The organism is Cobetia sp. L2A1, from assembly GCF_009796845.1.
GTDB lineage: Bacteria > Pseudomonadota > Gammaproteobacteria > Pseudomonadales > Halomonadaceae > Cobetia.
The window spans coordinates 1,634,791-1,650,696 of sequence record NZ_CP047025.1; the positions used below are offsets into that span (position 1 = coordinate 1,634,791).

Genomic DNA, 15,906 nt, shown 5'->3' on the forward strand with positions numbered 1-15,906 from the left:
TCTCAACCACATGACGTGCGTTGAATACCGCTTCTGGCTACTGTCGATAGACAGCCGCCATCAGCCAGACATGGCCGCAGGATTTCGACTCAAGGAGGAGAGGGCGTCATGACACCGACAGGACATTCCAGACGACGCGGGGGAGGGAAGTTTACGCTGGTCTGTATGGCGGCCATCATACTCGCCGTCGCGATCCAGCGCGATGTGATCGTATTGAAGCACTGGGTACCGGAGCGGTATCTGCCTTGGGCTCCGCTTCATCTGGAAGACCCCCCCGGCCTTGTCACGCGCTGGAAACTGTCACGATTGGACCAAAACCCTGAGGCCTGTCGAGCTTTTCTGGAAAATGAAGTCCCTCGGCGTGTGACGTCCCTGCCAGACAGTATCACTGACAGTGGTTGTGACCTCATCAATAGCGTGCGCGTGCATGACAGAAGCACAGATGGCGTGCGCTTCAATAAGTCATTCATTGCCAGTTGTCCGCTGGCGGTCAGTTGGCTGAGATTTGAACGGCATGGCTTGCAAGCAGCGGCGCAGGAGGTTCTTGGCAGCCGTGTGACAGGAGTCACCCATCTGGGAAGTTACGCCTGCCGCAATATCTATGGACGCGAGAATGCCCGTCGCAGCGAACATGCCACGGCAGATGCATTGGATGTTGCAGGGTTCAGATTGTCTGATGGGCGTGAGATACGTCTCCCGGCGGATTGGACGGCCGCCGGTGCACAAGATTCCGCGGGACAATTCCTGAGAGCGGTACAGCAGGCTGCCTGCGAGAGCTTCGGGACAGTACTCGGCCCGGATTACAACGCCGCCCACCGAGACCACTTCCACCTCGGCACACGTGGCTGGAGTGTTTGTCGCTAGGGTGCTTTCACATACCAGCCCCTCTCGAGGTCGTAAGCCTGCCGGTTTGGTCGGAGTCCTTTAGGACTCATGATCATCATTGAACGTTGTGTGGCGTTCATGGCCAATACGCACTGATGGAGCCTCTCTGTCAGTGGTTTTTTTTATGTAGGCAATAATATGAAGCACTGTAATTCAGTAAAAAATAATAAATATGAGTTCACTATTATTGAAAACTATTATTCTTTTATCTCAATTAGTAAATGTTGTAAAAGCAATGGCATTGATTGTTCCTACCATTTTTTACTGCTTGTGGGATAAGCCTTCCGAAGGGCTGTCTGTAAATAGTTATTCATATGATTAGCTTGTTGAAGTCGTGTCACATTCGTTGACAGTCGTAATGACTAGAATTGGTTACTCTTCATCACATGGACAGGTTAGACAGATCGCAAGGCTGTTTGCAGTCCATGACGAATACGCCCCGAGCATCATACCGGTGCACGTATCCTCACTGGAGATTGACTCATGAAAAAGAATATAAAGAAGTCCCAGGCAGGTTTTGTGATGACAACCGAGTTGGTCCTGATTCTCTCGGTGATGGTCATCGGTATGGTGGTCGGACTTGTCACCATGCGAGATTCATTAACGGCAGAGATGGAAGATGTGGCGGAGGCGATTGGTCAGCTTGATCAGTCTTATGCCTTCGATGGCCTTGTAAATGGGGAAGGTACAGCCTTCTTGGAAGGTTCTGGCTTCATTGATGCGACAGACACTCTGGCAGGTGATGAGGTGACCTTCGACTTCGTAGCCGTCGACTATAGCGAATCAGGGGCTCTCAATGGTTCTGGCCCTAGTCTTGGTGGCGGTGCAGAAAACGTAACAAGCGGCAGCAGCTTTACACCGTAAGGAACCACCATAGGGTCGAGCATGATATTGATGCTCGACCTTTATTCAATGACAAGCCTGAATGAAACTGGGGGTGCGCCATGAATATTCGTCTCAATGGGAGTACGACAATTGCCATGGTTGTCTTCCTGATGTCTACCTCAATGGCCAGCCTTCTAGGATATCGCCAATATGAACGCGTAGGTGCAGAGGAAGTGCTGGTTGCTAGTGGGTTGATTGCCAAGGGCCAAGTCGTATCCTCTCAAATGCTAGAGCTCCGAATGATGAAAGATGTTGTCGGTGGTCTACAGGACATGAGTATTGCGATTGGTAAAGTGATGACGCGCAATCGGATGCCTGGCGAGATAATTCAACCTCAGGATTTGCAACCCGTTAAAAGACAAAGCCTTTCTCACTATATTCCTGAAGATCGTGTGTTGTTCTCATTACCGATGGCGAACCACTCTTTTCCGGTATCTCAGATCAAGCCCACTGATACATTTGATGTCATTGGTAGCATGAATGGACGAGTTCGGGTTATCGCCGAGCAGGTCAAATTGATGGGAACCATGAATAGTAGCAAACCCGCCCTCGTTGCGAGTGGACCACTGGCCACCTTATCCAATCGCTCTAATAGCAAGCAAGCGAATGAATCTTCCGGCTTGGTAATTGCTGCATTACCTCAAGATGTTTTTCGCCTTGCCAGCATCGGTGGACAAGAACGCATCTCGTTGGTATTGCATGGGCAGAATATGAAACACCGTCTACCGATAGCACCTGTAATACACACGCGTCAGATAGAAATTTATCAAGGATTACAGCGGCGTAACGTTACTCTAAAGTTATAATTTATTGTAATTTTTAAGCGATAACTAAATTATCGACTGCTCTATATGTGACATGTAATACCTTGCGAAGCATTCCTTTCTATCCTCATTGGTGGTCTCGGTGCTCTTTTCGAGAGCGACCTGACTTGGAGATTATATGAATAGGCTTCCTGGTTGCCTCTATAGCGCGAGACGTCACGATATGAGTAGTGGTCATGCGCAATCAGATTCCTCAGTGCGCATACTTTCTCAGTCTGCCAACGGATACTCCCGCTGGGCTATTTCTTGTCTGGCGCTGCTGTTGCTGAGCACTATCGATCTGGCGCGTGCAGAAGATGAAACTCCTGCTCTGGTACCGGCGGCAGGGCTAATCAATATTGATACAGCCTATAGCAGTGGTGGCACGCGCTTACGCTCATTGGTGCAGTGGACCCACGCCCGGCTGGCATTTGGCAAGGATATCGAGCGTATCGCTGTCGGTAAGCAGAGCATCATCGAAGTCGAGGTGATAGGCGGGCGAGAAGTTCTGATGTTAGCCAAGGAAGTTGGCCGTACTACCGTGATGGTGTGGTATGCCGATGGCAGCAATGAGTCCTTCCTGTTCAGTGTCAGCCCAGACCTCAGTGTGCTTAGCAGCGCGCTGCGTGAGATCCACCCTTCCATTTCGATCTCTCAGGCGCCTGATCGGCCGATTCTCGTGATGCGCGGCAAGGTGCCCACGCTCGAATACAGCCAGGCGGCGCAGCAGGCGGCGATGGACTACCTGCTGTCCGGCCAGCGCAGGGTTCAGCCAGCGTTGGGAGTGGGATTGCCCGCAGGGCTGGCGACAACCGGCATGAGCCAGACGGGAATGGCGGCTTCCAGCCCGGTAATCAATCTGATCAAGGTGACCCAGAAGCCCAAGCCAATGGCCGACAAGTTGAAGGAGGCCATCGCCTCGCTGGGCGGCGAGGAAGTCAGCATCCGTCGTCTGCAATATGGCGAAATGGCCAATGATCTCTTCGATACCTTTCTGCTGGAAGGTGAGGTGAGAGATCAGGTCGCGCTGACGCGTATCTTGAACGTGGCCGCCAGGATCGTGGGAGGTAGCCCATTGGCAGGCGGAGAGGCGGGGATTAATGTGCTTGCGGATGAATCCGGTGCTCTGATGGGAGATAGCGCAAGGACCGGTAACTACAGTGGCTCGATCGCCTCTAGCAGTGGTATCAGTGGCAGCGGAAGTCTCGAGAACAATATTCGCAACAATATCGCACGCTCCAAGGTGCTTTCCATCGCTGGCGGCCGCCTCATCTCGATGATCGAGGTGCGTGACGTGCCTCAGGTGCGGGTGGCCATCCAGATGCATGAGGTCAATCGCTCCCGCATGAAAGCCTGGCGGCCGGACTTGAGCATCATGACCAACGGCTATAACTCCAGCGGTCCGCTTGCACTGGGCGAGACTGGAGCTGCCGGCGCCTCGGGGCTTGAGAATGCCTTGCAGATTCTGGACGGCACGCTCATCAACAATTTGCAGATCGGCGGCAGTGATATCGCCTTTGATCTGCTGTTTAGTCTGATGGAGAGCGAAGGTATCTCACGCACCCTGTCGCGCCCGACGTTGACGGTGCTGTCCGGTGAAAGCTCAGTCTTCCAGGTCGGGGGCGAGATTCCGGTACCTTCCGCCTTTGCTCCGTCAGGTGTCGGCCAGGATGACACCTTGGGGGCCAATACCAGTGGTGTCTTCAGCGGCACCGACTTCAAATCCTTCGGTGTGCAGCTGAGCGTACGTGCGCTGGTCGACGAGAACGATCGCATCACCTTGGACGTACTGCCGACCATCTCTACTCCCGATACCTTGCTGACTCAGCAGATTGCGGACAGCACCGGCTCCAATCTCAACAGTACCGCCTTCAATGTGCGTAGCCTGCGGACCACCACCCGCCTGCGTGATGGCCAACCACTGATCTTGGGAGGACTAGTGTCGCGTGACATGAGTGGTCAGGAGGACCGAGTGCCCGGTGCCAGCGATGTGCCGATCCTCGGCTGGATGACGCGATCCTTCAACCGCTCGGATGTGGATAAGGAGCTGGTCATCATCGTCACGCCCACCTTGATTCGTGAGCCCATCAATGAGGTGGCTCAGTGGAGCTTCCCTGATGGGGCGAGCCGTCTGGCTGACATGCCGATGAATCGTCTAACGCCTACCCGCTAAGGAGTGCGCCATGAACCTCTTAAACGTGTTGTTTCGTGTTGGTGTCTTTAGCGTGATCGGACTGATGCTGGGCGGGATGGCCGGCTGCAATTCGATTGACAGCATGCGTGAATCCCGTCCGGATGCCGGCGATAGACTCGAATATCTCAATGAGCGCTACCAACAGTTGATGGTGCAGGGGCGTACCTGCCTGGAGTTGGATGACGTCGCAAGCCCCATGGTCGATTGCCAGCGTCTTCTGCGCGAAGCAGAGCGGCTGCATGTCGAATACCCCCGCAACCCGGAGGTGCTGTATTTCAATGCCTTGCTCAGTCACGCCGCTGGCCGTGGCGACAAGGCGCAATTTTTCCTGGACCAGATGAGCATCGGGCCAACCCATCCTCCTGAGGCCTTCGTGCTCAGGAGTCAATTGGCGCTGGAAGAGGGCAACACGACACTGGCGCGCAACGTGCTGGAGCGTGGCATGCTGCTGCATCCCAACTATGCCGGACTCTATGAGGGACTCGCCGCGGTGGGGTATGTCGAGGGGCGCTATGATGATGCCGAACAACAGCTGACACTGGCTTTGCGACTCGGTGCGCCTGTCTGGCGAGTGGATTATCACCGCGGGCTTGTCAATGAAGCGCAGGGTCAACTGGCGGATGCCTGTCATCAATTCGATACAAGCTTGGCACGCAAGCAGGACCATCAGCCGACCCGGGCGCATCTGTTGCGTCTGGCCACAGCGGGACATTGTCGTGGTGATGCCTTGAAACATGGTGTAAACGGCGTGAGGACCTCCTCATGAACGGGGCGTTCTCGCGCATGCGACGAGGGGGGAGGGAGCCCGCGGTCAGCGTGACGGAAGATGCCGAAATCAATGTCATTGCGCCGGAAGTGATGGATCGCCTAAAGCGTGTATTGGTCACGCGTCTCGCCGATGAGCAGGGGCAAGCTTTGCGTCGAAGTCGCCCATCACCTCATGCGGGAGAGGTGGGGAAAAACCAACAGGCCGCCATGGAAGGTGTCCAATTACGCCTGGCGAGTTCTCTCGCGGCGTTATGTGATGAGTACCAGATTCATCTGGATGACGAGAGTCGCGATGCGCTGTTGGAAACGCTCGCCAATGACCTTTGCGGTTTCGGCCCGCTGACGGAGCTGATGGCCGACGAGACGGTCAGTGATATCCTCGTCAACGGCGCGGATCAGGTATGGGCAGATCGCGGCGGCAGCTTGGCGCCCACTGAACTGAGTTTCGATGACGAATCTCACCTGCAGCGCTTCGTGGCCAGGTTGATCGCGCCGCTGGGCAAGCATCTGGATGCCTCCAATCCTATCGTCGACGCACGCCTGGCGGACGGCAGCCGCCTGCATGCCGTCTGTGCGCCCCTGACGCCTGATGGCACCCTCATCTCCATTCGCAAATTTCGCCGGCATTATCTGAATCAGCAGCGTCTGGTCGACAGTGGCTTCATGAGTCCAAATCTCATGGCTCTGCTGGAAGCCGCCGTCGCCGCACGTATCAATATCATCATCAGTGGAGGGGCTGGGGCGGGCAAGACGTCACTGCTCAACTATCTGGCCGGCTACATCAGTTCGCGTGAGCGCTTGGTCAGCGTGGAAGAGTGCGCTGAGCTTGACCTGCATCACCCCCATGTCGTCAGGCTAGAGAGCTATCCCGTGGCCGGCGACACCCCGCGGCCGCAGGGGATGGGCGAGTTGCTGCGCGCGGCACTGCGCATGCGCGCTGACCGTATCATCGTCGGCGAGGCACGTGGTGGGGAAGTCTTCGAGATGCTTCAGGCGATGACGGTCGGCCATGACGGAAGTCTGACCACCGTACATGCCAACAGTGCCATGGATGTGCCCGTGCGCATGTTGGCGTTGGCGCTGATGAGCAATGCTCATCCCGATCGTCAGGTCATCGAGGAGATGGTGCGCCTGAGTGGAGCGCTCATCGTGCATCTCAAGCGCGACAGTGACGGGCATCGCCAACTCGCCAGTCTCGCCTGGTTGGGACAGCAGCAGCCCCGCGAACTCCTGCAGCGTCATCACAAGATTGAACCTGGCACGCCGTGCCCCGAGAGCGCTTATCACGGTAGCCGTGAGACGCTGGATGCCTTCATCTCCCACCTGACGCTTCGTGGCGGCCATCTGCCGAAGACGCTGACAGACGCCTGGATCGAACACTCGCCATCGCAAGGAGGCTGACATGCTCATCCTGCTACTGGCGTGTATCGCGCTTTCTTCGCTCTGGTTGATCTTCAGCATGGTCAGGGCGCAACGCTTCATGGGCACCGATGCCACGCTGGGACTCATGCATCGCCGCGAGATGTCACGCCTTGAGCGACTGTTGGCGCTATTGGATATCAGCATGCGACCGGCGCTCTTCGTCGCGGGAGTATGGGGCAGCAGCGTGCTGATCTTCGTGATCTTTCTCGGCTGGTTCCCCGGCAAGCTGATTCTGGCCGCGTTGGCGCTGATGACCAGCCTGCTGCTGGTTGGTTTCCTGCTCCACGAATTTGCCAGTCGTCGCATTTTTCGATTCGAGGGCGATCTCATCCAGGCGTTGGACATGCTGGAAGCCAGTCTTGCACTCGGGGACAACCTGCGTAATGGACTCCGGCTGGCCGGCTCTTCTTCCCTGGGCGCATTGCGTCGCGAGTTGATGCAGCTGGTCTATCGGCTGGACATGGGATTGTCATTGCCCGAAGCCAGTGAGCGCATGACGCGCCTTTACCCCTGTGAGAGCGTCAGACTGTTCACTGCTGCCATGATCAGTGCTGAACGGCGCGGCATGAGTTTCGCCAGCCTGCTCCCCTCACTCTTGCCTGCCTTGCACGTCCGCTATCAGATGCGCCGTCAGCTACGGGCTGAACTCTCTGGCGCGCGCTATTCGCTGTTGGTCATTGCCTTGCTGCCCTATGCCATCATCCCGTTCATTCTGTGGAAAGAGCCTGACTGGCTGAGATTGTTGTTCGAACATCCGCTGGGTAGCGTGTTGTTGCTCGGTGCCGTGCTTTGCCAAATCATCGGCTTCGCCTGGCTCCGCCAGATGATGAGGCGAGAGCCATGAGCCTCTTGCTGAGGGTGTCGCCATGAGCGTCTTTGCCGGACTTCCGCAATGGAGCCTTCCGCAGGCCTATCTTCCCGATGTCATCATCCTATGTGTGCTGGGTGCCTTGCTGGCGTTATACCTGGCCCTGCGCAGTACCTTCAATGTTCAGCTGGAGGAGGGGGGCCTGGCAGATGTTCTCCAGGAGTTGCTGCGCAATCCAGACAACATCAAGCAGGGCAAATCGCTCACTCCGCGTCGGCGTATGCGCCAGGCCGGGCTCAATCCGCGGCGAGCGATAATAGGCTGGTGGTGTTTCCAGATACTGTTGCCAGCTTCCTTCGCGCTGCTGATCTTCCGTGTGACAGGCAGTGGGCTGTGGGGGGGCGTGGGGGTTATGCTCGGCCTTCTGCTACCGCATCTATGGTTGCATCAGCGGCAGCGTGAACGTCAAACACGCATCGCCGCCGCACTGGGTCATCTCCTGCAAGTATCACTGGCGTATCAACGTCACGGACTATCACTGGCCGCTTCCCTGCGAGAAGCCGCACGGCAGGCGTTGCAGCCTCACCACCCGCTGGCCTTTGAACTTGAGCTCTTCAGCGCCGAGCTGGAAGGCGGCTTGTCACTTGAGGAAGTTGCCACCCGGATTTACAAGCGCACCGGCAGTCGAGAATTGCGGCAGTTCGCCATGTTGCTGGTGGCCGGCAAGAAGATGGGAAGTCCGCTGCACAAGGTGCTGGAAGCCTTTGCGGCTCAGCTGACACGGCAGCAGAAAGAGCGCCAGTTGAAGGCCGTGCAGCAGCGAAGTGTCAAGGCCTTGTTCCCGATGCTGCTGGTAGGAGGGCCACTGTTCTTTGTATTGGTGATATTTCCCGCAAGCCTCAGGGTGCAGGAAGTCCTGGCGCTGATGAGTGAACTCTGGTGATTCAGTCGGGGTGGGTTCGGCTTGCTCATGGCGAGTCCCGTCGCGCAAGGAGACATGACATGACGACAGAGCATGAATCGACTATTCCCCCGCAGCGCTTGCGTCGACAGGGCGGTTTCATCATCACCATCGAGCTGATCCTGATCACCTCAATCCTGATCATCGGCTCTCTGGTCGGTCTGGCGGCAATACGCGATGCCTTGTTCAAGCACTACATGACTCAGCAATCCCGAGAGCTGGTAGTCGAGGATGCCAATGGCCGTGCTCTCGGAGAGGTGTTTGACGTGGATGAGCATGATGCGCCGCGTATTCTCTATTTTGATCGTAGTCAGCCGCCGACAATCAGCCGGGCGCTGATCGGCATTCGCGATGACCGCTTCTCCAGCCGAGAGCCGCTTTACTACGCCACGCTCAACTGCAGTGGTGACCCCTGTATCAAGTCGATCAGTGATGAAGCCACGGATAGCCGCGATATCGTGGGCGACCTTTACGGTGGGAGTGTCAGTTACCTGCATGCGCTGCAGGGGGGGCCTGTCTATGCCATTGGACCCGGTGAGCCCGCAGCATTGCCAGGTTTTCTCTATCGTGGCACCCCTCAGCAGTGCCCCTTCACTGGCAGTGATGTGCAATCACGCTGGATATCCCAGAAGGTAATCAGCGGCGTGCCGTGTGAAGCCTTCACGCTCGATGATACTCAGGATGTCGAGGCAGACACGACGTGCTTGTTGAGCACGGGAGTGCTGGATCTGTGTACGCCTCCACCCGGCTTTGTGGCACAGGACGATATCCTGAGTAATTACATCGGCCCGGTGGATGCGCTGGTGACCTCGACTCTGGGTACGGTCAATGTGTTGCCCACCTGCAGTCTGCTGGGGGTGTGCGTACCGGAAGTGGAAGTCGGCACGCTCTATTGCCCTGCAGGTACCATCCTGAATGAGGACGGTGATCTGGTCACGGCACTGGTGCGCTCACTGTTTGATCAATTGCGAGCCACTGCCGATCTAGGGTTGATCGAGCCGGTTCTTCAGACGGTGACGAACCTGCTGCCAGGAGAGCTGACCTGTACTGCGTCTGGTGGCTTCCAGTTGGCGGAAACGGTGCCGGCCGCCGATGATCCGACCAGCAATGCACTGGAAAATCTGGAAGCTCCATTCCAATTACGTGCCTCCACTACCACGAGTAGTGAGTGGTTCAGAACGCCTGCCAATGGGGAGGGTCTCTAACGTTACCTTGGCTTCCACATTATGTTTTTACTTTACGGACCACACATTACAGGCGTCTTGCAACATTCACTGCGTGGGTAGCACTTCCTGGATCGCCGTCAGTGATTGGCGCCGACACCTCGGCTGATCAGTGGCGTGCACCGCTCCGGATTTATGCTCACCACGCGCAGGCGATGGCCATCGGGCAGCACGCAGTCGAGTACCTGCCAGGCACAGCCTGGTGAACTGCTGCCGTGGCTTTCCGTCAACAGGGCACCATGTGCCTGGAGAAGGCCGCTGAAGTGATCAAAATCGTCGCGATCAATTTCAAGTGTCAGCTTGCGGCTGTCAGGGTGTTCCGCGCTGAGTTGAAGCATCAGTACGCTGGTGAGGCCATCGTGAGCATGATTGAGCTCAAGGGTCGCACTCGTGGTATTGCGCAACAGCAGGGGTAGGGCGAGCGCTTCATTGAAGAAGCGGCAGGCGGCATCGAGGTCACGGACTTCGAGAATGGCGGGATGCAAGGATAGGCGCTGAATCATGATGGTGGCCCTCACGGCAGCGAGATATTGCTGCACAGGGTAGTCGTAGGTGAAAGGCATGCAGTGGTCAAGCGTCGACCCCGGATACCCATGGCGATATCCCTAGTGTCGTGGCAGTTTCATGACCACGCACTTTGAATATCACCATGACGATGATGGTCTCACGCTATATGAGGCAGCATGTGTTCTGGATATCGTGCTCGATCCCTCTTCGTCTCGACCTCCACCGCCACCGCTGAGGATTCCCAGCCTTCATCCCTTCCTCGTCAGTGGTTATCGCCAAAGTGAGGCGATGAAAGTTCCCCTCAACGCTGTGGCAACTTGTCGCATTCTCGGTTTTGCAGGCATGAATCGTTAGCATTCACTCTCCTGACAGGTTACTGCACTGTTTTGTCACACGATTTACACGTTGTTCATCGTGATGCGGCCTTTCGAAGTCGTGACATATCGCCATCGTTCGCACCCGGAGTGTTCATGTCGCTGCGCAAACTGGTCCTGATGGGACTCAGTGCCTTTGCCCTTGTGCTGATCGTGCTGGTGATGGGACTTTCCTCGTCTCATCAGCCGCGCGAGGCATGGCCGACGACGTTGGAAATGTCTTCGACGCGAGGGTTGCTCGTTCCACAGACATTGGCGAACGGGGAGGCTGGCCATCTTTCGTTGCTGGTACCGGGTTTCACGCATTGTCCGGATATCTGCCCGCTATCGCTGGCACGTCTGCAGATGGCCTGGCAGCGCCTCGATGACACCTCGCGCGCGCATCTGCATCCGCTGTTTCTGACGCTCGACCCGGCGCGCGATACCTTGCCGGTATTATCGCGCTATCTTTCGGCATTTCACTTTCCCGTGACGGGCGTGCGTCTGACACCCGTCGACGGGCAGGCGCTGACAGGACTGACTCGTCGGCTGGGTATCGTCTATCACCAGCGTCCCCTGAAAGAGGTCGCAGAGGACGATAACGCCACGCATTACATGATTGATCATAACGTCGCCATCTTCGTGATCGATGAGCAGGGCCGGCTGCGCGATACCTTGCCGCTCAGCCAGACACCCGCGCAGCTGGCGGATCGTCTCGAGATATTGCTCGCGTCGGTTCGTGAGGAGCAGAGCGCATGAGTCGGTTGGCCTGCCATGCGTCGGCTTCTGGCTCACAGGGGCATGATGTTTCGTACCATCAGGCCATGGCCAAGCTGAAAGCGGCCAATGGACACGTGGTGTTTGTCATGCTGATCGCGCTGGCGGCCATGTTGCTGATGCCGCTGGCCGCGCCGCGCATGGTGATGGTCAATGACCATGCCATGTTTGAAAGCGTCGGTGCGGGCCGCTGGGTCAGTGCCGACAGTGACTGGATCGCGCGGACTGCCCGAGAGACTGGCTCGAACGCGGTGATCACTCACAGCTCGGCTGCCTCCGACTGTCCGCTGGCCAGCATGGCCGCCTTTACGCTTGCGCTGGTCGCTGTGGCGCTCTTGTTGGCACTTGCCACACTGACGCGCGATGTCCTCCTGCGTCCCTGCCTCGCTTTCCTGCGGGAAAGTTCATCACATCTGCGTCCGCCCGGGCGTGCCCCTCCGCGTTTTCCCATCGCAATCTGACTCAATGGGCTGCAAGGCAGCTCCTCAAGAATTGTTCGTTGACGCCATGTCAGCGGCGGAACTCTGATTCTGTCGCACGTGGTGGCGACGGCTGATGGGTGAATGCGTGATGAGTACCTCAATAAAAAATGATACGACTGGCCGTGCCGGCCGGGGTGTCAGTGATCTATACCGTGCCGTGTGGCGCTGGCATTTCTACGCCGGCCTGCTGGTGCTGCCATTCCTGACGCTACTTGCCGTCACCGGTGGCCTCTACCTGTTTCGTGATGAGATAGACCGCTTCGTGCATTCCGACCTGATGCAGGTCAATACGCCCGTCGTTCAGCAATTGAACGGCCAGGCACAGGCAAGCGTGCCGCTGAGCGAGCAGGTGAGCGCCGCCGTCGCCAGCCTCCCGGGCAAGGCGGTGCGCGTGGTGCCGGCGCCCGAGGCCGAGCTGACCACGGAAGTCGACATCGTGCCTGACGATGGCAGTGGCAAGCAGGCGGTCTACGTCAATCCCTACACCGGCGACGTGCAGGGGCAGATGGCCTATCGCGACAGCATCATGTGGACGGTTCGCAATCTGCACAGCCTCGCGATCACCGGCCCTATCGGCAATGTCGCGATCGAGATCGCCGGCGGCTGGAGCATCTTGCTGGTGCTCAGTGGTCTATATCTGTGGTGGCCGCGGGGCCAGAAGGGCGGTGTCGTCACGCTGCGTACCACGCCGGCGCGTCGCCTGTGGTGGCGTGATCTGCATGCCGTGTCCGGGATCATCGCGGGCGGCTTCATCGTGTTTCTCGCCGTGACAGGCATGCCGTGGTCGATGGTGTGGGGTGCCAAGGTCAATGAGCTGGCCAATGGCCACAACTATGGCTATCCCGATGGCGTGCGCGTGAATACGCCGATGTCGGACACCCGTCTGGCGGAACAGGAAATGACCACCTGGACGCTCGAACAGGCCATTATCCCGTTATCTTCTTTGCCGGCCAATGCCGCGAAAAGCCAGGTAGACGAGGGAGAGCATGCCGGGCATGGCGGCGCGAGCACGAGTCAGGCGGCCAATGGGGTGGGTGGCGATGGCGAGACACCGCCCCTGAGTGAGGCGGCGATCGCCAAGGCCGATATCGGTCTTGATGCCGCAGCGAGTGTCTTCGCGCGCGAAGGACTGGCGCCGGGCTATGCCATCAATCTGCCGGGCACGCCGCAGGGGGTCTACACCGGCTCCGTGTATCCGAATGAACTGGAACGCCAGCAGGTCGTGCATCTGGATCGCTACTCCGGCGATGTGCTGCTCGACATGCACTACGCCGATTATGGTGTGGTCGGACGTGCGTTGGAGTGGGGCATCAACGTCCACATGGGACAGCAGTATGGCCTGATCAATCAGCTGATACTGGTCGTGGCATGCCTTGCGATGGTGATGATGAGCGTGGGCGCGAGCGTGATGTGGTGGAAGCGTCGTCCGGCGGGGGGCCTCGGCATTCCGCCGCTCCCCAAGGAGCGTAGGCGGGTTGCCGGTGTCTGGGGCTTGATGATGATCGTCGGTGTCATCTACCCGCTGGTCGGCATCTCGCTGATCGTGATGGGAGCCCTGGATTGGGCGTGGATTCGCCTGAGCAACAACAATCACAAGACTGCCATGGAGGCCAACGCATGACGCTTTCCCTCGTCGATTCTCGGACTCGTTCACACCGCATGATCCGGGGGGAGCGCCCGTCTCGTTGCCGCCTGCCCATGGCGATCGCCGCTGCCATTGCCGGCAGCAGCGTGCTGCCGGCCTGGGCGGATGATGACAGCATCAGCGTATTGCCACTGATCAATGTCGAGGCGCAAGCGCCGATGGCCAGCCCCGTCGTCGATGTCAGCCAGGGCCATGCCAAGGGCAATCTTGACCTTGGTGAACAGCTGCGTGAGGTCAATGGCGTCAGTGGGTCGCGGCTTGGCAGTCATGGGGTTTCCGCCATCTTCCGCGGCCAGTCCGGTGAGCGCCTGATTCAGGAGGTGGATGGCGCCACGCTCTACCCGGCCTGTCCGGGTGGCATGGATACCACGCTTGGGTATGCCACTACCGGCAGCCAGTCGGATCTCACCCTCTACAAGGGCGCACAGACGGTCAGTCGTGGTCCCAACTTTGCTGCGGGCACCCTTGAGGTCACGCGTCAGACACCTTCACGTGATGACGACGATGGAGTGCACGGCTCAGTGGGCGTCGGTTGGCGCAGCAACGATGATGCCACCAGTGAAAATCTGTCACTGACGGCCAAGCAGGGTGACTTCTGGGCGGCGGTGGATCTGGAGCATTCCGAGCGCAACAACTATGAGGACGGCAACGGCGATACCCAGTACGGAGGCTATCGCAGCGACAATGGCAGCCTTCGTGTCGGCGCCTTCGCCACGGAAGATGTCGCCATCGAAGCAGGCGTCGCCGTGGTGCGCATCGATGATGCGCTGTACCCCACGATGGATGCACCGCGCAGTGACATGGACCGCCAGTTCCTCAAGTTGACCGTCGACAATGTCGGGCCTTTCTCGCATACCGAGACACAGGTCAACCATGCTCGTGTCGTGCACGACATGGACAACGTCACGCTGCGTGACTTTGATGATTCCAGCTCGAGCATGGACATGGACATGGGGTCTGACATGGACATGAGCGACATGGCCATGTTCTCCAGCGCGACCACCGAGACCTGGTATGCCAGCACCCAGGGCGATATCCCGCTGACCGTCGGTGGGCATGACGCGACACTGACACTGGGTGCCGATGCCGAACGGCTCGAGAGCAATACCCACTCCCAGATGGGCATGTCACTGGATAGCCTGTCGGATAGCCAGACCTGGCCGGATGTCGTGCGGACGCGCGGTGGGGTATTCGCGGAACTGGATACCACGCTCGATGCCGACAATCGATTGGTGACGGGCGCGCGCTATGACGTCTCCATCAGTGATGCGCGAGATGCCGATGAGGTGGTGGGCAGCAATGCCTCGGCCATCTCCGCCTGGCGTGCCCAGTACGGCGATGACGTAGAAGCCAAGCAGCGTGACGGGGAGTTCAGTGCGCTGGCGCGTCTGGAGCATCGCGTCAACGATGACCTCAAGGGCTACGCTGCGCTCAGTCGCAGTGTGCGCTTCCCGACGGCCAGCGAGCGTTATTACAACTATCAGTCCGACTCCGACGGGTGGCTGGGCAACCCCGAGCTTGACCCCGAGATCCATCAGCAGCTGGAGCTGGGGTTGTCGGGCCAGCAGGGGGCCTGGCATTACTCGGCGGACACCTACTACAACCGCGTGCATGACTGGATCGAGCTGACGGAAGGGGATTCACTGACCACCTACGACAACGTCGAAGCCGAGATCTATGGGGTGGAGCTGGAAGCCAGTTGGCAGCAGCATGGCTGGCGGCATTCCGCAGGCGTTGCCGCCACGCACGGCACCAACCTGACAGACAGCACTCCGCTGTCACAGGTTGCCCCCTTCAATGGCTATCTCGCCACGCGTTATGACGCGGATCGCTGGTGGGCGGGAGCAAGGTTTGATGTGGCAGCACGCCAATCGCGTATTTCCGACAGTGAAGACGCGACGGCAGGCTTCGGCATCGTCGGCCTGGAGGGCGGCTATCGTGCCACCGACGCCATCGAGCTGAGCGCCGGCATTTCCAACCTGTTCGACAAGGCTTACGCCTACCACGTCAATCGCTTCTACGACGATCCGTTGCAGGGCGATGTACAGGTCAATGAGCCGGGACGTATCTTCTGGACGCATGCCAGCTGGAGCTTCTGAGACCCGTACCATCTCAGTAGTGAGCGCTGGACGCCGCGATTCACTAGCGCGCGAGAAGCCCGCCATCGGTCATGTCACCGGTGGCGGGCTTCCT

14 protein-coding genes are annotated in these 15,906 nt (G+C 58.2%); 13 read left to right on the plus strand and 1 reads right to left on the minus strand.

What is annotated here, in order from left to right; genetic code table 11:
• Nucleotides 1–108: 108 nt before the first annotated feature.
• The 9 genes from GQR90_RS07135 to GQR90_RS07175 all read left to right on the plus strand — a co-directional run bounded on the left by GQR90_RS07135 (nucleotide 109) and on the right by GQR90_RS07175 (nucleotide 9,931).
• A complete protein-coding gene (locus GQR90_RS07135; RefSeq protein ID WP_158773488.1) occupies nucleotides 109–864 on the plus strand; it encodes an extensin-like domain-containing protein in 756 nt (251 codons plus the stop codon).
• 504 nt (nucleotides 865–1,368) lie between these two features.
• Nucleotides 1,369–1,749 carry a hypothetical protein gene (locus tag GQR90_RS07140; protein WP_158773489.1) on the plus strand — a complete coding sequence of 127 codons (381 nt, stop codon included), beginning with the start codon at nucleotides 1,369–1,371 and terminating at the stop codon, nucleotides 1,747–1,749.
• A gap of 80 nt (nucleotides 1,750–1,829) precedes the next feature.
• On the plus strand, nucleotides 1,830–2,576 hold the full coding sequence (locus tag GQR90_RS07145) for an SAF domain-containing protein (RefSeq protein WP_158773490.1): 747 nt from the start codon (nucleotides 1,830–1,832) through the stop codon (nucleotides 2,574–2,576).
• A gap of 280 nt (nucleotides 2,577–2,856) precedes the next feature.
• On the plus strand, nucleotides 2,857–4,746 hold the full coding sequence (locus GQR90_RS07150) for a pilus assembly protein N-terminal domain-containing protein (RefSeq protein ID WP_158773491.1): 1,890 nt from the start codon (nucleotides 2,857–2,859) through the stop codon (nucleotides 4,744–4,746).
• A gap of 10 nt (nucleotides 4,747–4,756) precedes the next feature.
• Nucleotides 4,757–5,533 carry a tetratricopeptide repeat protein gene (locus tag GQR90_RS07155; RefSeq protein WP_158773492.1) on the plus strand — a complete coding sequence of 259 codons (777 nt, stop codon included), beginning with the start codon at nucleotides 4,757–4,759 and terminating at the stop codon, nucleotides 5,531–5,533.
• The gene (locus GQR90_RS07160; protein ID WP_158773493.1) at nucleotides 5,530–6,936 is read left to right on the plus strand and encodes a CpaF family protein; all 1,407 of its coding nucleotides are present in this window, start codon (nucleotides 5,530–5,532) and stop codon (nucleotides 6,934–6,936) included. The genes GQR90_RS07155 and GQR90_RS07160 overlap by 4 nt, the downstream gene beginning before the upstream one ends.
• Nucleotide 6,937: 1 nt before the next feature.
• Nucleotides 6,938–7,801, plus strand: coding sequence for a type II secretion system F family protein (locus GQR90_RS07165; RefSeq protein ID WP_158773494.1), 864 nt, complete (start codon nucleotides 6,938–6,940; stop codon nucleotides 7,799–7,801).
• A gap of 22 nt (nucleotides 7,802–7,823) precedes the next feature.
• Entirely contained in the window at nucleotides 7,824–8,708 is an 885-nt protein-coding gene (locus GQR90_RS07170; RefSeq protein ID WP_158773495.1) for a type II secretion system F family protein, read from the plus strand.
• Nucleotides 8,709–8,767: 59 nt separating this feature from the next.
• Complete coding sequence (locus GQR90_RS07175) at nucleotides 8,768–9,931, plus strand: hypothetical protein (protein WP_158773496.1); 1,164 nt, start codon at nucleotides 8,768–8,770, stop codon at nucleotides 9,929–9,931.
• A 98-nt stretch (nucleotides 9,932–10,029) separates the two neighbouring features.
• Here the strand turns inward: GQR90_RS07175 and GQR90_RS07180 are convergent, their stop codons facing one another.
• Nucleotides 10,030–10,512, minus strand: coding sequence for a hypothetical protein (locus GQR90_RS07180; protein ID WP_158773497.1), 483 nt, complete (start codon nucleotides 10,510–10,512; stop codon nucleotides 10,030–10,032).
• A gap of 414 nt (nucleotides 10,513–10,926) precedes the next feature.
• Here GQR90_RS07180 and GQR90_RS07185 point away from each other — a divergent pair, with 414 nt between their 5' ends.
• The 4 genes from GQR90_RS07185 to GQR90_RS07200 all read left to right on the plus strand — a co-directional run bounded on the left by GQR90_RS07185 (nucleotide 10,927) and on the right by GQR90_RS07200 (nucleotide 15,812).
• The gene (locus GQR90_RS07185) at nucleotides 10,927–11,568 is read left to right on the plus strand and encodes an SCO family protein (RefSeq protein ID WP_158773498.1); all 642 of its coding nucleotides are present in this window, start codon (nucleotides 10,927–10,929) and stop codon (nucleotides 11,566–11,568) included.
• On the plus strand, nucleotides 11,565–12,047 hold the full coding sequence (locus GQR90_RS07190; RefSeq protein WP_158773499.1) for a hypothetical protein: 483 nt from the start codon (nucleotides 11,565–11,567) through the stop codon (nucleotides 12,045–12,047). Before GQR90_RS07185 ends, GQR90_RS07190 begins: the two co-directional genes overlap by 4 nt.
• Before the next feature lie 109 nt (nucleotides 12,048–12,156).
• Nucleotides 12,157–13,689, plus strand: a complete 1,533-nt coding sequence (locus tag GQR90_RS07195; RefSeq protein WP_158773500.1) for a PepSY-associated TM helix domain-containing protein — start codon at nucleotides 12,157–12,159, stop codon at nucleotides 13,687–13,689.
• On the plus strand, nucleotides 13,686–15,812 hold the full coding sequence (locus GQR90_RS07200) for a TonB-dependent receptor domain-containing protein (protein ID WP_158773501.1): 2,127 nt from the start codon (nucleotides 13,686–13,688) through the stop codon (nucleotides 15,810–15,812). Before GQR90_RS07195 ends, GQR90_RS07200 begins: the two co-directional genes overlap by 4 nt.
• Nucleotides 15,813–15,906 lie beyond the last annotated feature (94 nt).

Excerpts from the sequence above, each read along its gene's own strand:
- GQR90_RS07200 (WP_158773501.1), top strand. The coding sequence starts at position 13,686 with ATGACGCTTTCCCTCGTCGATTCTCGGACTCGTTCACACCGCATGATC.
- GQR90_RS07135 (WP_158773488.1), top strand. The coding sequence starts at position 109 with ATGACACCGACAGGACATTCCAGACGACGCGGGGGAGGGAAGTTTACG.
- GQR90_RS07155 (WP_158773492.1), top strand. The coding sequence starts at position 4,757 with ATGAACCTCTTAAACGTGTTGTTTCGTGTTGGTGTCTTTAGCGTGATC.
- GQR90_RS07165 (WP_158773494.1), top strand. The coding sequence starts at position 6,938 with ATGCTCATCCTGCTACTGGCGTGTATCGCGCTTTCTTCGCTCTGGTTG.
- GQR90_RS07175 (WP_158773496.1), top strand. The coding sequence starts at position 8,768 with ATGACGACAGAGCATGAATCGACTATTCCCCCGCAGCGCTTGCGTCGA.
- GQR90_RS07140 (WP_158773489.1), top strand. The coding sequence starts at position 1,369 with ATGAAAAAGAATATAAAGAAGTCCCAGGCAGGTTTTGTGATGACAACC.
- GQR90_RS07190 (WP_158773499.1), top strand. The coding sequence starts at position 11,565 with ATGAGTCGGTTGGCCTGCCATGCGTCGGCTTCTGGCTCACAGGGGCAT.
- GQR90_RS07145 (WP_158773490.1), top strand. The coding sequence starts at position 1,830 with ATGAATATTCGTCTCAATGGGAGTACGACAATTGCCATGGTTGTCTTC.
- GQR90_RS07170 (WP_158773495.1), top strand. The coding sequence starts at position 7,824 with ATGAGCGTCTTTGCCGGACTTCCGCAATGGAGCCTTCCGCAGGCCTAT.
- GQR90_RS07195 (WP_158773500.1), top strand. The coding sequence starts at position 12,157 with ATGAGTACCTCAATAAAAAATGATACGACTGGCCGTGCCGGCCGGGGT.
- GQR90_RS07160 (WP_158773493.1), top strand. The coding sequence starts at position 5,530 with ATGAACGGGGCGTTCTCGCGCATGCGACGAGGGGGGAGGGAGCCCGCG.
- GQR90_RS07180 (WP_158773497.1), bottom strand. The coding sequence starts at position 10,512 with ATGCCTTTCACCTACGACTACCCTGTGCAGCAATATCTCGCTGCCGTG.
- GQR90_RS07185 (WP_158773498.1), top strand. The coding sequence starts at position 10,927 with ATGTCGCTGCGCAAACTGGTCCTGATGGGACTCAGTGCCTTTGCCCTT.